The sequence below is a fragment of the Mesorhizobium sp. M0518 genome (genome assembly GCF_040321125.1).
GTDB lineage: Bacteria > Pseudomonadota > Alphaproteobacteria > Rhizobiales > Rhizobiaceae > Mesorhizobium.
In genome coordinates, this window is the sequence record NZ_JAMYQY010000009.1 from 246693 (window position 1) to 269356 (window position 22664).

A 22664-nucleotide genomic window follows, 5' to 3' on the forward strand; every position below is an offset into this window, starting at 1 on the left:
TGACTTGCGCAGGCTTTCCGATGATAGGGTCGCGCGATGCGAATTGCCTTCTACGCGCCGCTGAAGTCACCCAATCATCCCGTTGTCTCCGGCGACCGCCAGATGGCACGGATGCTTGTCAAAGCGCTGGAGTACGGAGGGCATAGCGTCGAATTGGCATCTGAGTTGCGCTTCTATCTACGCCAGCCGGAGTCGAAAAGTTTCGAGGCACTCAAGATCGAGGCCGCAGAGGAAGCCGCGCGGCTGACCAAGCTTTGGGATCGTGACGGCAAGCCCGATCTCTGGTTCACCTACCATCCCTATTACAAGGCGCCCGACTTGATCGGGCCGGAGCTGGCGTCGGCCTTTGCTGTCCCCTATGTGACAGCGGAAGCCTCCTATTCCAGGCGACGCAATGCCGGCTTGTGGGCCGATAGCCAAGCATTGGTGGCGCGAGCCATCGAACAAGCGGCTCTGAACATCTGCTTCACCCAAAGGGATCGTCAGGGACTGGCGGATGCTATTCCCAAGGCCGCTTTCGGTATGCTTTCGCCCTTCATCGACATATCGGCATTCCGGGAAATCCCGGCACGGGGTTGTCCGACGCGCCTCGTTACCGTCGCCATGATGCGCCCGGGCGACAAACTGGGCAGCTATCGCATGCTGGCGCAAGCGCTCGGCTTGATCGGCCATATGCCCTGGACCATGTCGGTCGTCGGAGACGGGCCAGCTCGCGACGAGGTCGAAGCGCAATTCGCCGGCTTGCCCGCCGATCGTATCGAATGGATCGGCTCGATCGAGCCTGCCGCCGTGCCGGATGTCCTTTACACCGGGGGAATCTATGTCTGGCCGGGTTATGGCGAGGCCTACGGCGTTGCCTATCTTGAAGCACAGGCCGCCGGCCTTCCGGTGGTGGCTCAGGACATCGCCGGCGTGCCGGAGGTCGTGCGGGATGGCCAGACCGGGTTTCTCACCCCGCCGGGCGATGTCGCGGCGTTCGCTTCCGCCATTGAAAGGCTTCTGGCCCGGGACGACGAAAGAACCATCATGGCCGCGGAAGCCCGGCGTTTCGTTCTCGAAGAACGTTCCCTCGGTGGCGCAGCTGCGCGTCTGGCCGAACTTATTGCGAAGGTCCCGGTCTCATGACGTCCGATCCGATCTGGCAGCCCTTGGTGGAAGAGCTGGCGCGCCTGCAACGGGCGGGCCGCAAGGCGGAGTTCTGGCTGCGCGACGACGACGCCGTGTATCCGACGCCTGCGCTTGATCGGCTGCTCGACCTCACCGGTGAATTCGCGGTTCCGGTCACTCTGGCCGTCATTCCGGCCCTGACCGACGCGAAGCTTGTCGCCCGGCTCGACGAGGCCCCGCATGCCACGGTCGCCATCCATGGCTGGGCGCACCGGACTCATGCGCCCGAGGACCAGAAAAAGCAGGAGCTCGGCGCGCATCGGCCACGCGAGGCGGTGCTCGATGATCTGGCTCGCGGACTGTCGCGAGTAACCGGCCTGCACGGCGCACGTGCCGTTCCGATGCTGGTGCCGCCCTGGAACAGGATCGACGCCGGCGTGGTATCCGACCTTGGATCGATAGGTTTTGCGGCCTTGTCAGTCTATGGGCCGCCGAAGCCGGCTTCATTGGCGGTCATCAACAGCAATGTCGACATCATGGATTGGCATGGCACGCGCGGCTGCCGCGATCATGGTGTATTGGTCCAGGCTATCATCGCACACTTGCAGCATGCATCCGACGGCGAGCCGATCGGCCTGCTCACCCACCATCTTGTACATGATGAATCGGCCTGGCTTTTCCTCGAACGATTGTTGACAGTCACCGCACAGGCTGAACCCTGTGCATGGCTTCCGATCAGGACATTGATCGGGCGCCACGCGGGTAAAGGAAAATAGCTCAGCGCTTTCTGTGCGATGAGACCGGGAACTTGAGCATCTGGCCATCCCGCGCGGCAAAAGCGCCGGCAAACCTGTCCTTGGCCAGCTTCTCCATCTCGTCCAGTTGCTCGTCGGTGCGTGTCGGATCGTGGTGAAACAGCGCAAGCGCCCGTGCACCGGCCGCCTCACAGAGCTTGACGCCCTGTTGCCATGTCGAGTGACCGTTACCGCGGCGGCGTTCCATTTCCTTCTCGGTGTAGGTGCAATCGTAAATGACGAGGTCGGCATCTTCGATCAGGTCGAGCACCGACTGATCGAGTTTGTCCGGCTCGTGCTCGGTGTCGGTGATCACCGCCACGACGCGGCCGCCCCATTCGATCCGGTAGCCTATGCAGCCTCCCGGATGGGTGAGACTGCCGGTCCGAACCACCACCCCTTCGCGCGGCCGAAGCACGTCTCCGGATACGAAATCGCGGCAGTCGAGATTTGCCTTGCAGACGTTCATTTTCACCGGAAACCACGGCGGCCGTATGAACTCATCGATAATCTGCCGGGTCGTCATGCGTCCTGCAAGATGCCCGGACCAAAGCGTAAGCTTGACGCTCGGGTCGAAGATAGGCGCAAAAGCCGGCAGCCCGATGATGTGATCGTAATGGCAATGGGTGAAAAGCAGGTCGAAATCGGTCACATCCGACGCCTGAAGCGCCTTGCCGGCAGGCCGCAGGCCAGAGCCTGCGTCGAACAGAAGCGTATGCTTGCCGCATCGCATCTCAATGCAGATTGTGTTGCCGCCATAGCGAGCGAATTCTGGCCCGGATACAGCAATGCTGCCGCGCACGCCCCAAAATCTGACCAGGAAAAAATCGTCGTCCATGCTACCTTTGGCCCATCATAGCTCTAGGCGCTTCGTGCGTCGATCAGATCCGCGGTCGTATGGCTTAGCCGATCGGCAAGAACCCGCAATATCTCGATGGTCATTTCCGGGAACTCCTTCATAAGCCTCAGGAAATGATCCTTGCGGATTCTCAAGGCCTCCAGATCACTTGCCGCGCTGACGGTGGCAGTGCGGGAGCTGTTGCACAATATGGCGATCTCGCCGACAATCGAATTTGGCAGCAGTTCGGCAACTTTCATCGGCCCGCTGTCGGAATCGACCAGAATATCCGCCCTGCCTGAAAGGATGACATAGGCAGCGTCTGCCTCGTCGCCCTGCCGGAAAAGAATCTGGCCGGCGCTGTAATTCACGCGATCGGATGTGAACGCGAGCAGCTTGAGCTTTGCCGGCTCAATGCCAGAGAACAAGGGAACGCGTTGCAGCATTCCAACTTCATCCTTGAGCAGCATTGTCGCAAACCTTCCTAAATTCGCGTCTGCCAGACTATGACAGAAGTTCCTTGAAGATACCGTTCTCTGCCAAAAGTGTCTCGTGTGTACCGTCTTCCACCAATTGACCCGAGTCAAAGACCATAACGCGATCGAACATCATCGCCATTGCCGGACTCGTCACGACCCACACAATTGCCGGCGAATGGCCGTCGCGTCTGGCTTCCTCGAGCACGTTTCGCAGCACCTTGTCCTGAATGCGCTGGTCGAGCGCCGACAGCGGCCGGTTGAGAATGAGAAAATCGGGACGCTTGAGCAGAGCCCGGGCAACATCGAGCTTCTGTCGCTGTCCGCCGGTCAGCCGCCTTCCACCGGCGCCGACGTTGAAGTCCAGGCCGACATCCAGAAGCTCGGCATAGAGCCCCAGCTCGTCAAGAATGTCATAGACGATGGAGCGTATGCGGTCCGGGGCGTCGGGATGGTTGTTTCCCACACGGCCGAATAGGACATTGTCCATGACGGTGGCCGCGGCAATGTATTTGGCAGGATCATACCGTTCGATCGCGTTGTGCAGTTCGGGCGGCAGGTTTTCATAGAACTGGTTGCGTGCGGCGACGATCTTGCTCATCAACTCGTCGGTCAGCAGGCCGAAGCGGTGCCGGGGCTCGATATAGGCAAAGCTCAAGGTGATGATCATGGCGCGGTCGGCCTCCGAAACCGCCTCGTAGGGGCGGTTCTTGAGCCGCTGCAGCAAGGTCTCGTAGGCGGGGATCTCCTCGGCGCTCATGAAGGCGAGCTGCTGGAAGAACTGGTGATCTGGCGGCAGGTCGGCAAACAGCTCGATCGCCTGTTCGGCGATCTCCATGCCCATCTCGTAGAGCGTGCTGTCGAGGCCGGCCTGCTTCAGCACGGAAGCAAAGTAGGGATTGGCCGCCAGAGCCTTGTCGGCCAGTTCGGGGCCGGCGGCGGCGCCGAAAAGCAAGTTCTGGCCGATCGTCGCTTCCGTGTTGTAAGCGCCCGGCTCGAAAGGAACCACCAGTTCGCGCAGCCCTTCCTGTTCCAGCCGGGTTCGCAGCGCTGCACGCAGTTCGACGATCCGCCCGGCGAGCTTCGTGTGACGCGTGAGGTCGGCCGAAGAGCGCAAGCCAAGATCCAGAATGTCGCGCGACAGAAGAACCGCGTCGAGCACCCGGCGCACCGCTTCAAAGAGGTCGTGCGGGCCGGTAGCACCGGCGGAAGCATAGTCGATCCAGTCGCTATGGACGTCGAAATCCGGATTGCCCGACCGGCGCGCCTCGTCCATATTCCAGCGCTGCTGGTCTGCCGCGGCGCCGTCATAAGTCACCGATGTCAGCGGTGCATGCTTCAACCCGTAGAGCAGGTTATCGCGCAGGCTTGCTTGGAACAGGAAAACATCCGACGAGGCGTAAGACATGCGCCGGCCGGTCACGGCTTCGGGGAGTTCAAGCAGGTCATCGGCGCCCGAAGCGACCTTTCCACTCTCTGGCCAGTTCAGACGCGCGAAGGCTTCTGCTAGCGCCTCCGCTCCGCCTGTCGGGGTGCTGACCAGCGCCACCGTCTCAGCCGGCTTGACCTGCATGGAGACACGGTTGAGGAGCATTGCACCGCCATCGTCTGCCATGGAGAGACCGACCGCCGACAGCGGGTTTGTCATCGGACCGGGATCGTCGATCGTCAGTGCCGCGATTCCCGGCGCAATGATATCCTCGACGGTGAACTGTTCAACGACCTGCTGATATTTGACCTGGACATCCTGCCGATCCTGATCCCAGTCGATCAGTTCCTTCATCGGTCCGGGCAGGTCCTTGTAGGCTCCGATCACCGCCACGAGTTGGCCGACGTCCAGCCGGCCCCCGATGACCAGATACCCGCCGATCATGTAGAACAGAAAGGGCGTGAGCTGTGCGAGAAAATTGTTGAGGAACTTTACCATGAATTTCCATTGGTAAAGATCGAAGCGGATCTTGAAGATGAGCCCTAGCCTAGCAGCTATGTCGGCGCGCTCGTAGTTCGACGTATCGTGGACGTGAACCGCGCCGATGCCGTCAACGATTTCGCCAACCCGGCCAGAAAGCGCGCGCGCCGTCAACTGCCGTTGGCGCCCAAGCACGAGCAGCCGCCGCCGCATCCGCGGGATGAGTACGATCTGGATGATCACGATCACCACCGCTATCATTCCGAGCCAGACGTTCTGGACCATGATGAACAGCATGGCCGTCAGCGCCTGGCCGCCGAGCAGCACCGGCTGCAGGAAGGCATCGCCGATAAAGCCGCCCAGCGGCTCCACCTCATCCTTCACCATGGTCGCCACTTCGGCGGATTTCACCCGCTTGAAGTAAATCGGCGGAAACCGCAGCACACGATCGATCAGATCGAAGCGAATACGCCGCAGCATGCGTTCGCCGAGGCGGCCCTTGTAGGTGTTGATGTAGAGTTTGAACAGGCCGTTGATGACGACCAGCAAGAGGAACACAAGGCTCAGGGCAAGCAGCGTCTCCTTGCGGTCAAGCTGAAAACCGGAGAAGAACTGGACCTCGCCAATGAACGGCAGGTTATAGTGCAATCTCATGAAGGGCAGGGTCGTGCCGGGTTGCTCGAACCCCTTCCCCTGGATCGGGCCGTTGACGATCAGCTTCGGCAGGTCGAAGGACATGAAATATGGGATCATCGAAAGCAGGACGATCATCAATATCCAGATCTGCTGCTTCCGGGTGTGCGTCCAGATATAGCGGGCTAGGCTGGGTTCCATATGCGACTGTCAGTTTGGAGGATGCAGGCGGTGAAAGCACCTGCTGGCAAACGATGTATCGGCAATGTCTTCGCGGATGGACGCCGCTGGTCGGGACAGACGCAATCGGCCCCCTTCGCCACCGTGCAACGGCGAAACGGCTGGCGGCATCGTCTTATCCGCAAGTCGAACAGGCTCGCGTGAGGCAATATTGCGTTGTGTCGCCCGAAATCCCAACATAGAGGACGAATATGATGGATGTCACACAAGCACGCAATGCCGGCGGGCACGAACAAGCCTTGGATCTCGCCCGGGGAATTGCCGCCTATGTCGACCACCCTCTCGTCGCCGGGCTGGCGCGCGTCATCGCCAAGCATCCGACGGCCGACATCGCCAACGCCTTCAACCACAAGCAGGTCGCTTGCAAGATGTGGGCGCTCGACGAGCTGTTTGGAAGCTGCGGCGGCCGGTTCGGGCGTATATGGGTGCTGGGTGGATGGTACGGCGTATTGCCGGCAATGCTTTTCAACGACGCCCGTTTCGACATTGCGGCGATCGACAGCATCGACATCGATCCGGAAGTCGGGCCGGTCGCCCGGACCCTCAACCGGGAAGCCGGCGACCGCTTCCGGGCGCTGACGGAAGATATGTACGCACTCGACTATGCCGCCGGGCGGCCCGACCTAGTGGTCAATACGAGCTGCGAACACATAGCCGAGCTGGGTGCCTGGCTTGCCCTGCTTCCGCGGGGCACGAATGTGCTGCTGCAATCGAACGATTACTTCAGCGAGCCGACGCACATCAACTGCGTGGCTTCGCTTGCAGCCTTCGAAGCAATGGCGGCGCTACGGGAGATCAGGTTCTCCGGCGAACTGCCGACAAAAAAATATACGCGCTTCATGCTGATTGGAACTGTTTGAAGCGCGTTTCGCGAATCCAACGAGATGCGACCTGCGTTAGGATTTCGAGGACCAGGTTCGTTGCCGCTCGCGCAGGATTTGCGCAGAGTGACGGGCGCCTTCCAGATCGAGACGATGCGCCGCTGGCGCCGGTCCCGCAAGCGCCTGTTCGATCGCTTGCGCCAGACACTCAGGCGTCAGGTCCTTTTCCATCCGCACCGTTGCAAGGCCGAGCTCTTCGAGCATAAGGGCTCGAACCGTCTGTTCCGTTTCCCCGCCGGCTGCAAAGGGAACGAGCAGCGAGCGACAGCGCGCGCGCAGGACATCGCAGACAGTGTTGTAACCCGCCTGCGAGACCGACAGGCGGGCGCCGGTCAGCAAGCTGGCGAAATCCTCGCGAAACCGGAAGATGGACAGGCGCGGCGTCGCATCGCGTGTAATCGCGTCAAATTCGTCCTTCGGCAGGTTTGGGCCGGTGATCAGACACCATTTCCAGGCGTTGTCGGCATTCCGCGCTAATGCGATGGTGGACCGGACAAGGCTCTTTCCGGCGGCCCCGCCGCCAACCGACACCACAACGTCGAAACGCTCGGAGGCCGCGGGCGCTGGTGGCGCGGCAACGAGCCCTGTGTACGCAACCTCGGCCCTGATCGCTCCCGCCAGTGGAAATGTCTTGTCGATGGTTGCGAAAGCCGGATCGCCATGGACCATGACAAGGTCAAAATGCCTGTTAACGAGATCGACCGTTTCCTCGTTTCGGCCCGGCTTGACGCGCTCCTGAAGGATATCACGGACTGACGTCACCAGCAGCGGTCTGGGCGACGCCGCGTCGATGGCCTCGATCAGCGGCAAGAGTTCGAAACGCATCTGCCGGCGCCCAAATGGAAACGCCTCGACAATGACGATATCAGGCCTGCAATCCCGGAATGCCTGCAGCAGCATCTCTGAACGCCGTTTCTTGAAATCATCGTCGATGGGCTTGCCCTGCAGGTCGACAAGACCGGAAAATCCTTCATCACCGGAGGTGACAGATGGCAGGGTTACAGATATTGCCCCCAATCCCGGAAACCCCGCGACCGGCGCTCCGCCAGTGACGATGGTTACGTCAAACCCGTCATCGACCAGAGCCGCCGCGACGCGGCTGGAGCGCGCGAGATGGCCGATGCCGAGCAGGTGCTGGACATAGAAGAACGCGCGCAGCCGCTTCATTCGGCGGCCCGCCACTCCCGTTCGAACAGCTCCTTGAGCTGTCCAATGCTTGCTATGTGATCGAAATTGCCGCGCACGCGCGCCTCTGCGGTGTCGCCGAGGCGGGCACGCAGCACGGGATCACGGATCAGCCGCTCCAGCGCCTGTGCCAGGGCAATTGGGTTTTCCGTCGGAACCAGCAGCCCGGTTTCATCCGGCGATAAAAGCTCCGGCACGCCGGAAATATCGGTCGACACGCAGGCAAGCCGCTGGCTGGCCGCCTCCACCAGAACATTCGGCAGACCATCGCGGTCACCATTTGCGGTGATCCTGCAGGCCAGGGCGAAGATATCGGCGCGGCGGTAGTGCTCAAGCACCTCTTCCTGCGCGAGCGCGCCTTTCCAAGAGATGCGACCATCCAGTCCGAGCTTTTGCGCCAACGCCTTGAGCCGTTCCAGTTCCTCGCCGCCGCCAATATGCTCGAAACGCCACGCTAAATCACCGGGCAAGAGGGCAAGGGCCTCCAGCAAGGTGTCGTAACCTTTCTTTGCAACGGCGCGCCCGACACTCAGAACGATAACCGGTTCGTCCGGCGCCGAGCCGTCATGCTGTTTTCGTGCCTCGCCGAAAATGCCGAAGCGATCAAGGTCGAGCCCATGATAGCTCAAATGCACTGACGAGTTGCCGTCGGCGAGTTTTTTCAGACGGTCGAAGCCGGTTTTCGTGCAAGTTACCGTCCAGCGCGCCGAGGAAAGCTTGCTGGCCAGATCCCAATCCGCCGAAGTCCAGATGTCCTTGGCATGGGCCGAGCAGCTCCAGGGCAGACCAAGAAGCTGGCTGGCATAGCGCGTCACCGATGCCGGCGTGTGCGCGAAATGCGCATGCAGCCATACCGCGTCTTCGGGCCATTCGGCCGCTAGCACGAGCGCTTGCCCGAAACGGCGCGCGCGATTGCGCGTAAAGTCGCGCGGCATATCGACGGCCAGCGATCCCAGTGCACGCCAGAAGCCCGGCCGCAGCAAACAAGCAGAAAGCGAGCGAACCACGCGCAGCGGCTCTTCATGCAGATATTCCGGCAGATAATGGACGGGCGCTTTGATCTCGTCATGCACGGGGTGGCGTTTTGCGTCGGTCGGCCGCCTGAGCGCGACGAGTATCAGATCGAACCCCGCACGCTCCAGTCCGAGCAGTTCCTGCGCGATGAAGGTTTCCGAGAGCCGCGGATAACCCTTCAGAACCACGACGATCTTGCGATGTTGCAACTCAGTTCATGCCTTCAATAACCGAAAGGTGAGGGCCAGCCTGCCGGTCGAGCAGTTCCGCGACGATTTCGGAAATATGAGGGAGCCCTTCCAGGGTCAGATGTGGATTACTCTGGGATGGACGAGGCCGATTCGGCAGCGCCACCAGTGCATCGGCAAATCGCTGGGAGTCCTTGGCTTCCTCCGGCAAAAGCATTTCGACGAGGCCCAGTTCGGCTGCGCGCCGCGCGCGGATCAGTTGTTCCTGGCGGGGTTCGATGCGCGGCACGATGAGCGCCGGCTTGTCAAAAGATAGTATCTCGCAATAAGTATTGTAACCGCCCATCGCCACTACCGCCTTGGCGCCGGCAATCAGGTCTTCCATGCGGTTGTCGAACTCGATAATCTTGATGTAGGGGATCGTGGCCCCCTTCTTCAGCAACTTGTTGCGCTTGCGAGCCGGCATGTAAGGCCCAAGCACGATCAGCGCCTTGTGCTGCAATTTCGGATCCTGCTGATAAGCGTCGATGACGTCGTGAATCAATTCGGCGCCGTCGCCGCCGCCACCGGTGGTAACCAGGATATAGTCGCCCTCTGGCCGGTGGCCGGGCAACTGGTTCCGCTGCAGGCTCCGTTGCAGGAAACCGACGAATCTCATTTTTGCCCTGACAGCCGGCGGCACATCCAAGCCGGTCAACGGATCGTAGAAATCCGGCGGGCCATAGGCCCAGACCTTGTCGTAGAACAGGCCTATCTTGCGCATCACATCCCTGCGCGCCCACTCTGCTTCGAGCAGATGCGGTGCATCCATCACCTCGCGCAGGCCAAGCACCAGCGTGGTGCCCCGCGTCTTGAGGTAGGACAGCGTGTCCTCAATCTCACCGCGCAGGCCGAGCGGTTCCTTGTCGACGATGAAGATATCCGGCCGGAAGGTCTCGGCTGTGTGGCGGATGATCGACTGACGCATCCTTAGCGTCTCATGCAGATCGATGTCCTTTTCCAACGAGGTGTATTCGCCGTTGCGCAGCTTGATGACGCTGGGGATCTTCACGAAGTCGACACGGGCGCGGTAGTCGAAGGCGCCAGCGATAGTCGCACCCGAAATGATAAGCACCTGAAGCCCACGGAAATCCTCGACTAGCGAATGCGCAATAGTCCGGCAGCGCTGCAAGTGGCCGAGCCCGAACGTGTCGTGGCTGTACATGAGAATTCGTGCGTTTTCTGCGTGCTGGGTCATTCTTGAACGTCTCTTAAAATTCTCGCCTTGACACCGTGAGTGGCCCGCCGGCTTCGAAACCATCCTGGGTTTGGCCGCAATTTTCAATTTTATATTGCTTCTATGGAATGCCGTTCAGATATGCTTTCTGATCGCGAGTCCGAGACTAGATGGGTTGGCGAATATCGCCGCGCGGGTGTGAGCAGAGACTTCCTGTTATATTGTGGGATGGATCGAAGAGGAAAGCGATGTCAAAAAAATCGGCAGAAATCATCCCTCTTGATTCCAATCCGGACTGGTAAAGGTGAAATTCCCCTATCTTGCCCATATAGCCAATTGCTTGATCGGTATACGAAAGGACAAGGTCGCTGGCGTCGCACGGCGCATTCTTGTAGAACTCATTCGTGCGCCATTGCACTCGCCTCGGGACCAAAGGTGCCGCCCATTATTCTCTTGACGGGCGGTCTCATTGTGATTCACCGACCAGAAATTGAGCCATCTGTCGCCAAGCTAGCCGGAATTTCAGCAAAAATCGAGTGGATGCCAGCGCGGTCGCAACACACCACCCGCTGCAGGGTGTGTGCGACACCGGTTGCTTGTCGATCGTTATGGCCCATGCCAATGCCTTATTGGAGCGGTGACGGTACTTCTTTAAACGGCTTGGGCAGGCCGTCGAACGTCGTGAGGTACAAAAATCGCCCGATTGGTCCCGATAGTTGGTGAACCCTCGAAAATTCTTTGCGGCGAATTCCCTTTAAAACCAAAAGCGTAATTTTTTGACGGCTCTGGTGTCGGTCTCTTTTGGGATTATAGGGATATTTTAGTGCAATTTCAATGAGTTATAGGCTACTTGATCATGCCTTGCGGATCGAGCCGCTTGTCGGCCAGCCATTCGACGACGCGTGGCAACAGCCGGCGATTCAGGCGCGAGCCGGCACGGGATCGCGCACGGAGTGGATCACCTTGTCGGCACCGAAGCGTAGCGCCCGCTCGAGGCGAGCTTCATCGATGTCGGCCACGATGCAGCGGGCACCATGCATTTTGCCAACCTGCAGCACCGTGACGCCGACGGTTCCGGCACCCTGATCAGCAGTATCACAGAGCCACAGCCGGTGCGGTCGAGGACGTTGGCGGCAATCGAAATCGGTTCGGCCAGCGCCGCCAGACTGAACGGCATGTCGGCCGGAATTGGAATGGCATTATGCGCCGGGACGGCGACGAAGTTACGGAAACCGCCGTCGCGATGGACGCCGATCACTTCGAGGTGGGCGCAGACATTGGAACGGCCGATCCGGCAGGGATAGCAGTGGCCGCACGACACCACGGGGTCGACCACCGCGCGGCCTCCTCCCACGGCAACGCCGGTCACATGGCGTCCGAGCGCGGTGACGGTGCCCGCGAACTCATGGCCGATGACGCGCGGATAGAACGGCGAACGGATTGGAGCCATGCAGGATGTGAATGTCGGAGCCACAGATGCCGGCACGGCTGACGTGAACGACCACTTCGCTGGCGCCGGGCTGTGGCATGGCGCCCGGCCGGATTTCTAGCGACTGCGGCGCGCTGACAAGAACCTCAGCATGAACACTCCAGCTAAGTATACTAGTCGACAATTGCCATGGCTAACAGATCGTCAAGTTGGTGCGCGACCAGAGGCCTCCTGATGAGGCGATCGAAGCGGAACGGGCCGGGGATAATTGGACAAGCGTTTCGGCGCTTCTCGCCTAGCGACGTCGTCGAGTCTCCGATGGGACATGCCAGACTTGTAAAACGTCCGCTAGGGCCATCCCGAAGTCGCGAAGCTGTCAGTCGGGTTCCGGCCCCATTTCCGCCGTTCTGGACCCTGCTCCCAACGTTCGTAAAACGAGGTCAGCTATGGTCGGCAGTTTGGGGTCGCGGGAGCATACGAAACGATACGGGAAGCTTTCAGATTCTGGCCCACGAAAAACTCAACAGAACCAAGGATTTTAATATGCCCTCCGGGCCCACCATTATCGTCAAACTGCTTTACAACACAGGGCGGCGCGAAAGGAATCGAACTGCCCGTTATGCGCTCGTTCGCAATTGACGACCCAAATTCAGTAGCGTTTGTTCAATCTTCGCAAATGGCAGCAATGCGCTTCAAGTCGGCCGTTCGACACTGGGTGATCTCCCGAAAGCTGACATCGCCTCTGAAGTCAACTGCGGTCGCTCCTGCGCACGCCCCATAGCACGACCGGCCGCGGGCAATTCTCCATCCGTTCGGGCGGATGCAGTCCTTCGGCGCGATAGCGGGCTAACTCTCAGCAAATATATGCGCCGTGCTTCCGGGCTGATCGAGTCTCCAGATGCGGGCTATACACGCGCGCATCTCGTCGGCGGTGGCGCCGCCTCGAAATTCGGCAAGGCGTATGGCCTTGGCTTCCAGTTCCTGTTTCGCAAGCGTGTTGCCGGGGTCGCCCTTGGGCTCGTCGACGCGGGTATCGAGTTTGCGGCCGTCAATGGTCATGACGCTCACCTTGCCGACCCATTGCTTGGGATAAAGTCTGTCGATCTCGGCGTCGAACTCCATCCGCACCTTGGCGCGGAAACGGGCGACGCGCGTGTCGGCAAGTGCTTGGTGTTCGAACGCGTCGAGATCGGCGACGCCATGGACGGCGATGAGGCCCAACACTGTGCCCATGGAGAACTTCGCCTGGTGGACGGTTTGTGGAATGACCACCGCGCCCAGGACATCGATGGCTCCCTGATGGACATGGGTTACCACATCAGCGATGTCGTCCGGACCGAGCCCCTCGCCGCGCATGAGAAGCTGCAGCGCATCAGCGGCCGGATGGGTGTGCCGGCAGGCGGCGTGCCATTTGAAGGAGGTCTCCTCGGTTGCCCAACGGCTGCCGAGGCCGTCCGTCAGGCGGGCCGGATCGGCGTCGCTGGACATGCCTGAAGCCATGCCCTTTTTCCCTTCGAGGATCTGCGCGGCCCCCTTGAAGCCATCGCGTGCCAGATAGGCAGAAAACAGGCCGTTGGCGGCGGCTCGCGCCGTATGAAGCTGCTTGGAATCGGCGGCATCGCGCAAGAATTCCCAGAGCCCTGCCGCCTGGGTGCCGGCGGAGCCGAGAGCATGGTTGAGACCGGCTGCGTCCAGTCCGATCAATCTGCCGACCGCCGCGGCCGCGGCGACAGCGCCAGCGGTGCCGGTGGTGTGGAATATCTCGTAGTGCGAGCGTCCGAGGAATTCTCCTACGCGGATGCCCACTTCATAGCCGGCGATGCAGGCAGTCAGGACGTCGCGGCCGGTCTTCCCCTCAGCCTCGGCAACCGCCAGGACCGCCGGAAAGATCACGGCCGCCGGGTGAAAGACCGAGCCGTTGTGAACGTCGTCCTGTTCCACGATATGGGAGGCCGCCGCATTGACCATCGCCGCGAAATAGGGGCTTGTGCGCCGCCGCGTCGGGATGATGGTGCTTGGGCCGTCCGCCGGCCCCATGGCACGCGCAAAGCCGTCGATGATCTCGACCTGGTGCGCACCCTTGCCGGCCAGCGCCGAGCCGAGCCAGTCGATCATCAGTCCTTTCGCGAAATGAACGACGCGCGGCGGGATCTGTTCGAAGTCGAGTTCGGCGATGAACGAGCAGAGCCTGGCGGTCGGCCAATCGGCGGTGTCCGTGCTCATCTGTTGCTCCTCCTCTGGCATGCCCTTTAGACCAAAGCGGCCCGGCGCAGGACCTGCCTTGCACGTTCGATGACCGGCCGATCCACCATCTCGCCGTTCACCTGGCTGGCTTCGCCTGATGAGGCCGCGCCAATGATGTCGCGTGCCCATGTGATGTCATTTTCGCTCGGGCGAAAGCCATTGCGAATCGGCTCGATCTGCCTCGGATGGATGGCCATCTTGCCGCCAAAACCCATCTTCATGGCGTGGCGGGCGTCATCCTCCGTGATTTCAGGATTGCTCAGGTCGGTCGTTACGCCGTCGATCGGCGCGGCCCGGCCAGCGGCGCGCGAGCGCCAGACGATTTCGCTGCGAGCCGCAAGCAGGATCAGCCGATCATGCGCGCAACCGAGATCGAGCGAGAAGTCGACCGAGCCGAAGGCGACGGCAACGACGCCGGGCGTGGCCAATATGTCCGGCAGATTGGCAAGGCCGACAGCACTCTCGACCAGCGCGATGACGGAAACGCTGCGTGCCATGTGCCTGGTCATATCAGTAATGTCTTCCGGCCGCTCGGCCTTGGGCAGCATGACGGAGACGCCGTCGAGGCGCCGCACGGCATCGATATCCACTTCGTGCCAGGGTGTGCCGACGGCGTTGATGCGAACCACGACCGCGGATGTCAGCACGGCTGCATGGGCAACGACTGCTTCCCGGGCGCGCTCCTTGTCGCCAGGGGCGACGGCATCCTCGAGGTCGAGAATGACCGCATCCGCGCCGCTGCTGTCGGCCTTGGCAAAGCGCTCCGGCCGCGAGCCGGGTACGAAGAGCGGCACCACAGGCGTGACGAAGCTCACCATTGCGCCGTGGCCTTCACCGTCACATGGCCGTCGGCCGACCGTACCTCGAGGGCCATGCCATCTTGGCCTCGGGATGTTGCGCTCAAAAGCAGGCGCTGCGGGCCGGTCGCGGGATGCACGCCGCGGAACGAGAAACGGCGCGGCGACGTGCCGGCAATGGCGGTGGCGAAGTTCATCAGCAGCGTCGCCTGCAACGGGCCATGGATGACGAGCCCGGAATAGTGCTCGACCGTCGTGGCGTAGGGCGCGTCATAGTGGATGCGGTGCCCGTTGAACGTCAGCGCGGAATATCGAAAGAGCAGCACGGGATCGACGTTGATCGTGCGCTCGTGCGATGCGGCCAGGGGCGAATTGGCCGGCGGGGCAGGGGTCGCCGCAGCAGCTTCGGCGGCGCGATAGACGATGGTCTGGTCCTCCTCGATCACCGGACCGGAATCGTTGGCAATGTCGTGCCGGACCGTGACGAAGGTGAGGGGGCCGCTGCGGCCATGCTTCTCCTCTATGGCGGTCAATGTCGAGCGGCGGCGGATGGGGTCGCCGGAGCGGATCGTCGCCATGAAACGCACGTCGCTGGCAGCCCACATGCGGCGCGGAAGCGGCACCGGTGGCAGGAAGCCGCCTTTGGCCGGGTGCCCGTCAGGTCCGAGTTCACGCATGGCGGCAATGTCCGGCGTCAGGCACCAGTGCAGTCCTGGCGGGGCCGCGCCCTCGGCAGTCTGCGCCGCGTGGTCCCCAAGCGTGGCGCCAAAGCTGGCCAGCAGGCGCGGGGTGACAATGTCCTCGACCGTGTGTGTGCGTCCAACCCATTCCTGCAGCGTGGTTATGTCCAGGCTCATCAGGTCCTCGTCAGGCGGCGAATTCGGACCGGATCCGGTCCGTATCGGCGCCAAGGGCGGGAACGCTGGGGACCGTTGCGAACCCCTCCGACCGCCCTGCCGGCATCGGCACGGAGATGCGCCTGCCGTCCGGCAGCGCCACCTCTGTCCGGCGCAACGCCTTGTGGTGCGGCAGGTCGTTCATTGCGCTCACCCGGCCCCAGGCGATCTGCGCCTCGTTGAGACGGTTTATAGCCACTTCGCAGTCGATTGCCGCGAAGATCGGTTCGATCTCGGCGTCGAGTGCCGTGCGATTGGCCACCCGCCAGGCATTGGTGGCGAAGCGTTCGTCGGCGAACAGATCCTGCCTTTGCAGCACGAGCGTGCAGAAGCGCTTCCATTCATTGTTCTGCTGGATGGACACGACCACGCTGCCATCCCGACAGGCATAGGGTCGATAGGGGTAGATCGAAGCGTGCGCCAGGCCATATCTCTGGGTCTCACGGCCCGCATATTCGTAGTGCAGCAGCGGCACGGTCATCCAATCGGCCATGGCGTCGAACATGGCAATCTCGACAATGCGACCGCGCCCAGTCTTCTGGCGCGCGAGCAAGGCTTCGAGGATCGCTGCATGGGCATTCATGCCGGTGGCGATGTCGGCGGCGGAAACCCCGACCTTGCTCGGCGTGTCCGGTGTGCCGGTAACGGCGCAGATGCCGCTTTCGGCCTGCACCAGCATGTCGTAGGCGCGCATGGCCGCGTAGGGCGTGTCCTGCCCGTAGCCAACGATGTTGATGGCTATCAGCCGAGGAAACTCCTTCGCGATTGTATCGGCCGAGAGGCCGAGCCTGTCGATGGCGCCCGGCACGAGATTCTGCACGAGGACGTCGGCGCGCGCGACCATCCGGTGCAGGAGAGCCAGGTCGTGCTCGGTCTTCAGGTCGAGCACCGCGCTCTCCTTGCCGCGGTTGAGCCAGACGAAGTAAGCGGACATGCCCTCCACTGCGGAATCGTAGTGACGCGCGGTTTCGCCTTCCGGGCGCTCGATCTTCACGACGCGTGCGCCGGCATCGGCAAGGCGGACCGTGCAGAGCGGAGCGGCGACGGCCTGCTCGATCGAAACGACAAACAGGCCCTCCAGTGGGCGGGCGCCGTCAGACATTGCGCTGCACTCCCGAGCGCGCCAGCACACCAGGCTTCAGCCGCTCGTTCTTGCCGTAGTCCTCGGCTGCGTGGAAGAACAGATGCGGCGTGCCATCAATGTCCTCAAGCCTCTTGCGGTAGGCTTCCAGATAGGCCTTGCGGCCATCGTCGCCGACACGGCCCGGCATATAGGCGACGAAGGGCGGCAGCACGTCGAAGCCGGAATAGCGCAGCAGACCATTGTGGATCGGCCACAGCACCGTGAGGATGTCGCCGTCGATGCCATCGGGCGCGTAGGTGTCGGCCGACGTGCCCGTGGTGGCGGCCACCATGGCGAGCTTTCCCCTGAACATGCCGGTGTCGTATTTGCGGCCCGGCATATAGGCGAAACCGCGCGCGAAGACGCGATCGGCCCAGCCCTTGAGCATTGCAGGCATTCCGAACCACCAGACCGGGAACTGGAACAGCACGAAATCCGCCCGCTTCACCTTTTCGACCTCGGCGTTTATGTCGGCCGCGAGTGCGTCGGCCTCGTAGGCGGCGGTCTGCTCGCGCGGCAGGCTGAAGAAGTCTGGATCGTTGCGCTCGCCCGATATGTCGCCCGGCCCTGCGACAGGATTGAAGCCCATCGCATAGAGGTCGCTGACAACCACGTCGTGGCCGGCGCGGGTCAGGGTTTCCACGGCGAGATCCTTCATGGCGCCGTTGAAGGATTTTGCTTCCGGGTGGGCGTAGACGATGAGGACGTTCACGGACGACTCCTAGTAGGAACGCGGCAGTCCAAGCACGTGCTCGGAAAGGTATGACAGGATGAGGTTGGTCGAGATCGGCGCGACCTGATAGAGACGCGTCTCGCGGAACTTGCGCTCGACATCGTATTCTTCAGCGAAACCGAACCCGCCATAAGTCTGGATGCAGACATTGGCGGCTTCGTTCGAAGCGTCGGCCGCCAGCATCTTGGCCATGTTGGCTTCAGCGCCGGGGTTCTTGCCGGCCTCGTAGAGGCTCAGCGCCTGGCGCACCATCAATTCAGCTGCGCGCATGTTGGCGTAGGCCCTTGCGATCGGGAACTGGATGCCCTGGTTCTGGCCGATTGCCCGGCCAAACACATGCCGCTCCTTTGCGTAGGTGCTGGCCTTTTCGATGAACCATTTCGCATCGCCGATGCACTCGGCGGCAATCAGGATACGCTCGGCGTTCATGCCCGAGAGGATGTAGCGGAATCCCTTTCCCTCTTCGCCGATCAGGTTTTCGACCGGCACGCGCAGATCGTCGAAGAAGACTTCCGTGGTGGCATGGTTCATCATGGTGCGGATCGGCCGGATTGTGAGGCCGTTGCCGACGGCTTCGCGCATGTCGACGATGAGGACGGAGAGGCCGTCGGTCTTTTTCATGCCGTCCTTCAGCGGCGTGGTCCGCGCCAGCAGCAGCATCAGATCGGAATGCTCGGCACGGCTGGTCCAGATCTTCTGGCCCTTGACCACGAAATGATCGCCGTCGAGGCGAGCAGTAGTCTTGAGCGCGCCGGTGTCGGTGCCGCTGCTCGGTTCCGTGACGCCGAAGGCCTGCAGGCGCAATTCTCCTGTGGCGACCTTCGGCAGATATCGCTGCTTCTGGGCTTCCGAGCCGTGGCGAACAAGCGTGCCCATCGTGTACATCTGGGCATGGCAGGCGCCACCATTGCAGCCGGCGCGCTGGATTTCCTCCAGCACGGCAGCGGCGGCCGAAAGCGGCAAGCCCGAGCCATCATAGGCCTCCGGGATCAGGATCGAGAGCCAACCGGCCTGCGTCAGCGCTGCGACGAATTCACCGGGGTAGGTCATGTCCCTGTCGAGTGCGCGCCAGTATTCTCCGGGAAAGCGCGCGCACAACCTGGCGACGGCATCGCGAATGTCCTGGTAGTGTTCCATGAGGTTTGTCCGGCTTTTCGTCTTGCTGCAGGCCTCACTATCGCGCCTCGACGCCCTATCCGCAATGCAAGGCAGGCGTGAGCAGATATAACGAAATTCAAATGCTTATGGCGGAGGACCGAGAAGCTGGCCAACCCAGACGGCCCGCCCGACAAGATCCTTGGCGATGTCCTCGATCGCTTGTCCGGCAAACCGCGCCAGCCGCGAGGCAGGCCGGTCCGCCGGGTATGCAAGGATCAGGCGGCGCACGGGCACCGGATCGATCAACGGCGCGGCGGTGAGCAGCCCGGCGGTCACGTCGGCATGGATAGGAGCGAGCGGCAGGATCGTCCAGCCATGGCCGTTGCGCACTAGGTCCTTCAGCGCGGAGTATGAGTCCGCTTCGATGCCGACATCGAGCGTGATGCCGGCATCCGTGGCGCAGCGTTCGACGATGATGCGCAACCCGTGCTTGATGCTGGGCAGCAGCAGGCGCTTGCCCGCGAGCGAGGCGAACGATACGGCGCGCACGGTTGAAAAACCCGCGTCCGGCGGTCCGATCAGGAACAGGTTTTCCAGGAGCAGCGGGCGCGAGCGCAGCGAACGCGCCATGCGCGGGTCGTAGAGCACCGCAACGTCCACCTCGCCGCGGTGCATCCAGTCCAGCAGATAGCCGGTGTAGGCACTGACAAGCCTGAGCTTGGCCTTGGGATGGGCCTTGCCGAAGGCGGCCGCCAGCGGTAGCGAAATAATGTCGGCAACGGTGGGCGGCAGGCCGATGGCCACTTCGCCGGTTAGCGGCGCATCGGCGGGCGTGGCCGTGGCGCGGATCTCGTCGATCTCGGCCATCACGCGCATGGCGTGCGCCAGCACCTCCTTGCCCTGCTCAGACAGCACCATGCCGCGTCCATGGCGCAGGAAAAGGGCAAAGCCCAATTCCTCCTCCAGCATGCGCACCTGCCGGCTGAGCGCCGGCTGCGCAATGTGCAGCCGGTCGGCGGCCTTGCTGAGGCTGCCGAGTTCGGCGACGTGGATGAGCGTGCGTAGCTGCGATAACTCCATGAGCTATCGAATATCATTATATCTGATCACAATAAAGGGACGAAGATTAGATTGGACAGCCGAGGTAACCTGGTTCCAATCCAAATTCCCGGGGGTCCAAGGTGACGGCGAGCATAGAAGCAAAACATCCGCAAGCGGCAGCACTTGCAGCCGCTCCGGCGGCGTCTGAAAAGCAGTGGCCGGATCCGGTCTATGACGTGCTCAAGGCCGCCGGCATCAGCCAGATGTCCTACGTGCCCGACGCAGGCCACACCACATTGATTGAGCGCTTCAGCACGGATCCCGAGGTTGTCACCAATGTGCTGACGACGGAGGAGGAGGGCATCGCCATTGCCGCAGGCTCCTGGCTCGGCGGCAAGCGGAGCGTCGTGCTCATGCAATCCTCAGGCGTCGGCAATTGCATCAACATGCTGTCGCTTCCCGTGCAGGCGCGCTTTCCCCTGCTCGTCCTGGTGACGATGCGAGGCGAGTGGGCCGAGTTCAATCCGTGGCAGGTGCCAATGGGGCAGGCGACGGAGGCCTCGCTGAAGGCGATCGGCCTCAGGGTGCTGCGCGCCGAGACCGGTCCCGATCTCGTGGAGACGGTGGCGCAGGCAGCCTTGATGGCTTTCGACGCCGACCAGCAGATTGCCGTGCTGATCGGGCAGCGGCTGCTCGGCAAGAAGAAGTGGTGAGCGACATGAATTTACCGACGATGGACCGCCGGGTTGCGGTGAAGAAGCTGCTTGACGCCCGCGACGGAGCCCTGGTCGTGACCGGTCTCGGCTCGCCGAGCTACGACGTGCATGCTGCCGGTGACCGCAACGACAACTATTATCTGTGGGGCGCCATGGGCGGTGCTGCGCTGATCGGCCTGGGGCTTGCCCAGGCCCAGCCGCAGAAGCGGGTCATGGTGATCACCGGAGATGGCGAACAGCTCATGGCGTTCGGTTCGCTGGCGACGATCTCGGTGGCGCGGCCGAAAAATCTCGACCTGATCGTGCTCGACAATCAGCATTTCGGCGAGACCGGCATGCAGTCCAGCCATACCGGCAAGGGCATTGGTTTCGACAAGGTCGCGGCCGCTTGCGGTTTTTTGAAGACCGCCGAGCTGCGTACGCTGGAGGAGGTCGACACGCTGTGTGAAGAGCTTCGGCATCCGGCCGACGGTCCGCGCCTTTTCGTGCTGAAAATCACCGCCGAGAACCTGCCGCGCTCGCTGCCGCCGCGCGACGCGGTCGAGGTCAAGAACCGCTTTCGCGCCCATCTGGGCTTTACCACCTGTTGAGGACCGATATGGCGCTGGTCAGTTTCCAGAACACGGTCGGCGGTCGGTTGCAATCGACAGCCGATACATTCGAGAGCCATGATCCGTTCACCGGCAGGCCCTGGGCGCTGATTCCGCGCGATGGACAGGCCGAGGTGGATGCCGCCGTAGCCTCCGCCAAGGCTGCTTTCCGGTCGAAGGAGTGGGCCGGGATCACGCCCACCGCGCGCGGCAAGCTGCTCGTGCGGCTGGCTGAGCTGATCGCGGAGAACGCGGATCGCATTGCCGCCATCGAGACGCGCGACAATGGCAAGCTGCTCACCGAAATGACGGCACAGCTGCGCTATATCCCGGAATGGTTCCGCTATTTCGGCGGTCTTGCCGACAAGATCGAAGGTGCGGTGCTGCCGATCGACAAGGCTGGCATGTTCGCGTTCACCCGCCACGAGCCGCTGGGTGTCATTGCAGCGATCGTGCCCTGGAATTCGCCGCTTTTACTCCTGACATGGAAGCTCGCGCCGCTGCTGGCGGCAGGCAACACTGTCGTCATCAAGCCGTCGGAAGACGCCTCGGCCTCGACGCTGGAGTTCGTGAAACTGTTTGCGCGGGCAGGCTTCCCGCCCGGCGTGGTCAACACCGTTACCGGCATGCCGCTTGATGTCGGCGCGCCACTCGTCTCTCATCCCGACGTCGCCAAGATCGCCTTCACCGGTGGTGAGCCTGGCGGGATCGCGGTCTATCGAGCGGCTGCCGAACAGCTAAAAGTCGTCACGCTGGAGCTCGGCGGCAAATCGGCCAACATCGTCTTCGACGACGCCGATATCGAGGGCGCGGTCAACGGCGCGATCTCAGGCATCTTCGCCGCCAGTGGCCAGACCTGCATCGCGGGTTCGCGGCTGCTGGTGCATCGCAAAATCCACGACCGGTTCGTGGAGAGCGTCATAACGCTGGCGGCCAGCGCTCGACTGGGCAATCCGGCGCTGCAAGAGACGCAGGTCGGGCCGATCACCACGCAAGCCCAGCGCGAGAAGGTGCTGTCCTATCTCGGCATCGCGCGCCGCGAGGGTGCGCTTTGCGTGCTGGGCGGCGGCAAGCCGGCCTCGGGTGAATTGGCCGAGGGCTGGTTCGTCGAGCCCACCATCTTCACTGGCGTGAACAACACCATGCGGATCGCGCGCGAAGAGGTGTTCGGACCGATCCTTTCGGTCATTCCGTTCGACGACGAGGAAGAGGCTTTCGCCATTGCCAATGACAGCCCCTACGGGCTGGCGGCAGGAATATGGACCAGCGACATGGGCCGGGCGTTGCGCGGCGCGGCCGCAATGGAGGCGGGGATGGTCTGGATCAATTCATACCGTGCCGTCTCCTACATGGCGCCCTTCGGCGGCTACAAGAGGAGCGGTATCGGGCGCGAAAGCGGGCAGGATGCCATCAATTCCTATCTGCAGACCAAGACGGTGTGGATAGACACCGCCGGCAAGACCGCCAATCCCTTCGTTATCCGCTAGGCTAGGCTTCGGTGGGAGAATCCCCATCC

The 22664-nt window shown here is 62.1% G+C and carries 20 protein-coding genes; 6 read left to right on the forward strand and 14 right to left on the reverse strand.

Going from position 1 to position 22664, the window contains the following annotated elements; all coding sequences use genetic code 11:
• The first annotated feature begins 36 nt into the window (after positions 1 to 36).
• Positions 37 to 1125 carry a glycosyltransferase family 4 protein gene (locus tag NKI66_RS15845; protein ID WP_023809547.1) on the forward strand — a complete coding sequence of 363 codons (1089 nt, stop codon included), beginning with the start codon at positions 37 to 39 and terminating at the stop codon, positions 1123 to 1125.
• Positions 1122 to 1883, forward strand: a complete 762-nt coding sequence (locus tag NKI66_RS15850) for a polysaccharide deacetylase family protein (RefSeq protein ID WP_023809546.1) — start codon at positions 1122 to 1124, stop codon at positions 1881 to 1883. Before NKI66_RS15845 ends, NKI66_RS15850 begins: the two co-directional genes overlap by 4 nt.
• A 1-nt stretch (position 1884) precedes the next feature.
• Here NKI66_RS15850 and NKI66_RS15855 read toward each other — a convergent pair whose 3' ends face one another.
• From NKI66_RS15855 to NKI66_RS15865, 3 genes are read right to left on the reverse strand one after another with little or no spacing between them, the layout of a single operon-like run.
• On the reverse strand, positions 1885 to 2739 hold the full coding sequence (locus tag NKI66_RS15855; RefSeq protein ID WP_023809545.1) for an MBL fold metallo-hydrolase: 855 nt from the start codon (positions 2737 to 2739) through the stop codon (positions 1885 to 1887).
• A 23-nt stretch (positions 2740 to 2762) separates the two neighbouring features.
• Positions 2763 to 3209: a cyclic nucleotide-binding domain-containing protein gene (locus tag NKI66_RS15860; protein ID WP_031212612.1), complete on the reverse strand. Its 447-nt coding sequence runs from the start codon at positions 3207 to 3209 to the stop codon at positions 2763 to 2765.
• 34 nt (positions 3210 to 3243) lie between these two features.
• On the reverse strand, positions 3244 to 5958 hold the full coding sequence (locus NKI66_RS15865; RefSeq protein WP_352722834.1) for an ABC transporter transmembrane domain-containing protein: 2715 nt from the start codon (positions 5956 to 5958) through the stop codon (positions 3244 to 3246).
• Between the two features lie 233 nt (positions 5959 to 6191).
• Here NKI66_RS15865 and NKI66_RS15870 point away from each other — a divergent pair, with 233 nt between their 5' ends.
• A complete protein-coding gene (locus NKI66_RS15870) occupies positions 6192 to 6857 on the forward strand; it encodes a class I SAM-dependent methyltransferase (RefSeq protein WP_081734794.1) in 666 nt (221 codons plus the stop codon).
• A gap of 36 nt (positions 6858 to 6893) precedes the next feature.
• Here NKI66_RS15870 and NKI66_RS15875 read toward each other — a convergent pair whose 3' ends face one another.
• The 11 genes from NKI66_RS15875 to NKI66_RS15930 all read right to left on the reverse strand — a co-directional run bounded on the left by NKI66_RS15875 (position 6894) and on the right by NKI66_RS15930 (position 19881).
• On the reverse strand, positions 6894 to 8045 hold the full coding sequence (locus NKI66_RS15875; RefSeq protein WP_023809542.1) for a glycosyltransferase family protein: 1152 nt from the start codon (positions 8043 to 8045) through the stop codon (positions 6894 to 6896).
• Positions 8042 to 9286, reverse strand: a complete 1245-nt coding sequence (locus NKI66_RS15880) for a glycosyltransferase (RefSeq protein WP_023809541.1) — start codon at positions 9284 to 9286, stop codon at positions 8042 to 8044. The genes NKI66_RS15875 and NKI66_RS15880 overlap by 4 nt, the downstream gene beginning before the upstream one ends.
• 1 nt (position 9287) lies before the next feature.
• Positions 9288 to 10502 carry a glycosyltransferase family protein gene (locus NKI66_RS15885; protein WP_023809540.1) on the reverse strand — a complete coding sequence of 405 codons (1215 nt, stop codon included), beginning with the start codon at positions 10500 to 10502 and terminating at the stop codon, positions 9288 to 9290.
• A 937-nt stretch (positions 10503 to 11439) separates the two neighbouring features.
• The gene (locus NKI66_RS15890; RefSeq protein WP_023809539.1) at positions 11440 to 11931 is read right to left on the reverse strand and encodes an alcohol dehydrogenase catalytic domain-containing protein; all 492 of its coding nucleotides are present in this window, start codon (positions 11929 to 11931) and stop codon (positions 11440 to 11442) included.
• Between the two features lie 825 nt (positions 11932 to 12756).
• A complete protein-coding gene (locus tag NKI66_RS15900; RefSeq protein WP_023809537.1) occupies positions 12757 to 14133 on the reverse strand; it encodes an MmgE/PrpD family protein in 1377 nt (458 codons plus the stop codon).
• A 26-nt stretch (positions 14134 to 14159) separates the two neighbouring features.
• Positions 14160 to 14972 carry an HpcH/HpaI aldolase/citrate lyase family protein gene (locus NKI66_RS15905; protein WP_023809536.1) on the reverse strand — a complete coding sequence of 271 codons (813 nt, stop codon included), beginning with the start codon at positions 14970 to 14972 and terminating at the stop codon, positions 14160 to 14162.
• Complete coding sequence (locus NKI66_RS15910; RefSeq protein WP_023809535.1) at positions 14966 to 15808, reverse strand: HTD2 family dehydratase; 843 nt, start codon at positions 15806 to 15808, stop codon at positions 14966 to 14968. Before NKI66_RS15910 ends, NKI66_RS15905 begins: the two co-directional genes overlap by 7 nt.
• A gap of 10 nt (positions 15809 to 15818) precedes the next feature.
• Complete coding sequence (locus NKI66_RS15915; protein ID WP_352442506.1) at positions 15819 to 16949, reverse strand: CaiB/BaiF CoA transferase family protein; 1131 nt, start codon at positions 16947 to 16949, stop codon at positions 15819 to 15821.
• Positions 16942 to 17682, reverse strand: coding sequence for an NAD(P)H-dependent oxidoreductase (locus tag NKI66_RS15920; RefSeq protein ID WP_023809533.1), 741 nt, complete (start codon positions 17680 to 17682; stop codon positions 16942 to 16944). The genes NKI66_RS15915 and NKI66_RS15920 overlap by 8 nt, the downstream gene beginning before the upstream one ends.
• Positions 17683 to 17691: 9 nt before the next feature.
• Positions 17692 to 18840: an acyl-CoA dehydrogenase family protein gene (locus tag NKI66_RS15925; protein ID WP_023809532.1), complete on the reverse strand. Its 1149-nt coding sequence runs from the start codon at positions 18838 to 18840 to the stop codon at positions 17692 to 17694.
• Between the two features lie 105 nt (positions 18841 to 18945).
• Positions 18946 to 19881: a LysR family transcriptional regulator gene (locus tag NKI66_RS15930; protein WP_127267891.1), complete on the reverse strand. Its 936-nt coding sequence runs from the start codon at positions 19879 to 19881 to the stop codon at positions 18946 to 18948.
• Between the two features lie 101 nt (positions 19882 to 19982).
• On the opposite strand from NKI66_RS15930, the gene NKI66_RS15935 reads away from it, so the two are divergent.
• Genes NKI66_RS15935 through NKI66_RS15945 form a run of 3 tightly spaced genes read left to right on the forward strand, consistent with a single transcriptional unit; the run spans position 19983 to position 22635 of the window.
• On the forward strand, positions 19983 to 20555 hold the full coding sequence (locus NKI66_RS15935) for a thiamine pyrophosphate-binding protein (RefSeq protein WP_023809530.1): 573 nt from the start codon (positions 19983 to 19985) through the stop codon (positions 20553 to 20555).
• Positions 20556 to 20560: 5 nt separating this feature from the next.
• The gene (locus NKI66_RS15940; RefSeq protein ID WP_023809529.1) at positions 20561 to 21148 is read left to right on the forward strand and encodes a thiamine pyrophosphate-dependent enzyme; all 588 of its coding nucleotides are present in this window, start codon (positions 20561 to 20563) and stop codon (positions 21146 to 21148) included.
• An 8-nt stretch (positions 21149 to 21156) separates the two neighbouring features.
• On the forward strand, positions 21157 to 22635 hold the full coding sequence (locus NKI66_RS15945; protein ID WP_352752197.1) for an aldehyde dehydrogenase: 1479 nt from the start codon (positions 21157 to 21159) through the stop codon (positions 22633 to 22635).
• The last annotated feature ends 29 nt before the right edge of the window (positions 22636 to 22664 follow it).

Excerpts from the sequence above, each read along its gene's own strand:
- NKI66_RS15945 (WP_352752197.1), top strand. The coding sequence starts at position 21,157 with ATGGCGCTGGTCAGTTTCCAGAACACGGTCGGCGGTCGGTTGCAATCG.
- NKI66_RS15850 (WP_023809546.1), top strand. The coding sequence starts at position 1,122 with ATGACGTCCGATCCGATCTGGCAGCCCTTGGTGGAAGAGCTGGCGCGC.
- NKI66_RS15885 (WP_023809540.1), bottom strand. The coding sequence starts at position 10,502 with ATGACCCAGCACGCAGAAAACGCACGAATTCTCATGTACAGCCACGAC.
- NKI66_RS15915 (WP_352442506.1), bottom strand. The coding sequence starts at position 16,949 with ATGTCTGACGGCGCCCGCCCACTGGAGGGCCTGTTTGTCGTTTCGATC.
- NKI66_RS15890 (WP_023809539.1), bottom strand. The coding sequence starts at position 11,931 with ATGGCTCCAATCCGTTCGCCGTTCTATCCGCGCGTCATCGGCCATGAG.
- NKI66_RS15930 (WP_127267891.1), bottom strand. The coding sequence starts at position 19,881 with ATGGAGTTATCGCAGCTACGCACGCTCATCCACGTCGCCGAACTCGGC.
- NKI66_RS15870 (WP_081734794.1), top strand. The coding sequence starts at position 6,192 with ATGGATGTCACACAAGCACGCAATGCCGGCGGGCACGAACAAGCCTTG.
- NKI66_RS15910 (WP_023809535.1), bottom strand. The coding sequence starts at position 15,808 with ATGAGCCTGGACATAACCACGCTGCAGGAATGGGTTGGACGCACACAC.
- NKI66_RS15860 (WP_031212612.1), bottom strand. The coding sequence starts at position 3,209 with ATGCTGCTCAAGGATGAAGTTGGAATGCTGCAACGCGTTCCCTTGTTC.
- NKI66_RS15900 (WP_023809537.1), bottom strand. The coding sequence starts at position 14,133 with ATGAGCACGGACACCGCCGATTGGCCGACCGCCAGGCTCTGCTCGTTC.
- NKI66_RS15940 (WP_023809529.1), top strand. The coding sequence starts at position 20,561 with ATGAATTTACCGACGATGGACCGCCGGGTTGCGGTGAAGAAGCTGCTT.
- NKI66_RS15925 (WP_023809532.1), bottom strand. The coding sequence starts at position 18,840 with ATGGAACACTACCAGGACATTCGCGATGCCGTCGCCAGGTTGTGCGCG.
- NKI66_RS15855 (WP_023809545.1), bottom strand. The coding sequence starts at position 2,739 with ATGGACGACGATTTTTTCCTGGTCAGATTTTGGGGCGTGCGCGGCAGC.
- NKI66_RS15875 (WP_023809542.1), bottom strand. The coding sequence starts at position 8,045 with ATGAAGCGGCTGCGCGCGTTCTTCTATGTCCAGCACCTGCTCGGCATC.
- NKI66_RS15845 (WP_023809547.1), top strand. The coding sequence starts at position 37 with ATGCGAATTGCCTTCTACGCGCCGCTGAAGTCACCCAATCATCCCGTT.
- NKI66_RS15905 (WP_023809536.1), bottom strand. The coding sequence starts at position 14,972 with ATGGTGAGCTTCGTCACGCCTGTGGTGCCGCTCTTCGTACCCGGCTCG.
- NKI66_RS15865 (WP_352722834.1), bottom strand. The coding sequence starts at position 5,958 with ATGGAACCCAGCCTAGCCCGCTATATCTGGACGCACACCCGGAAGCAG.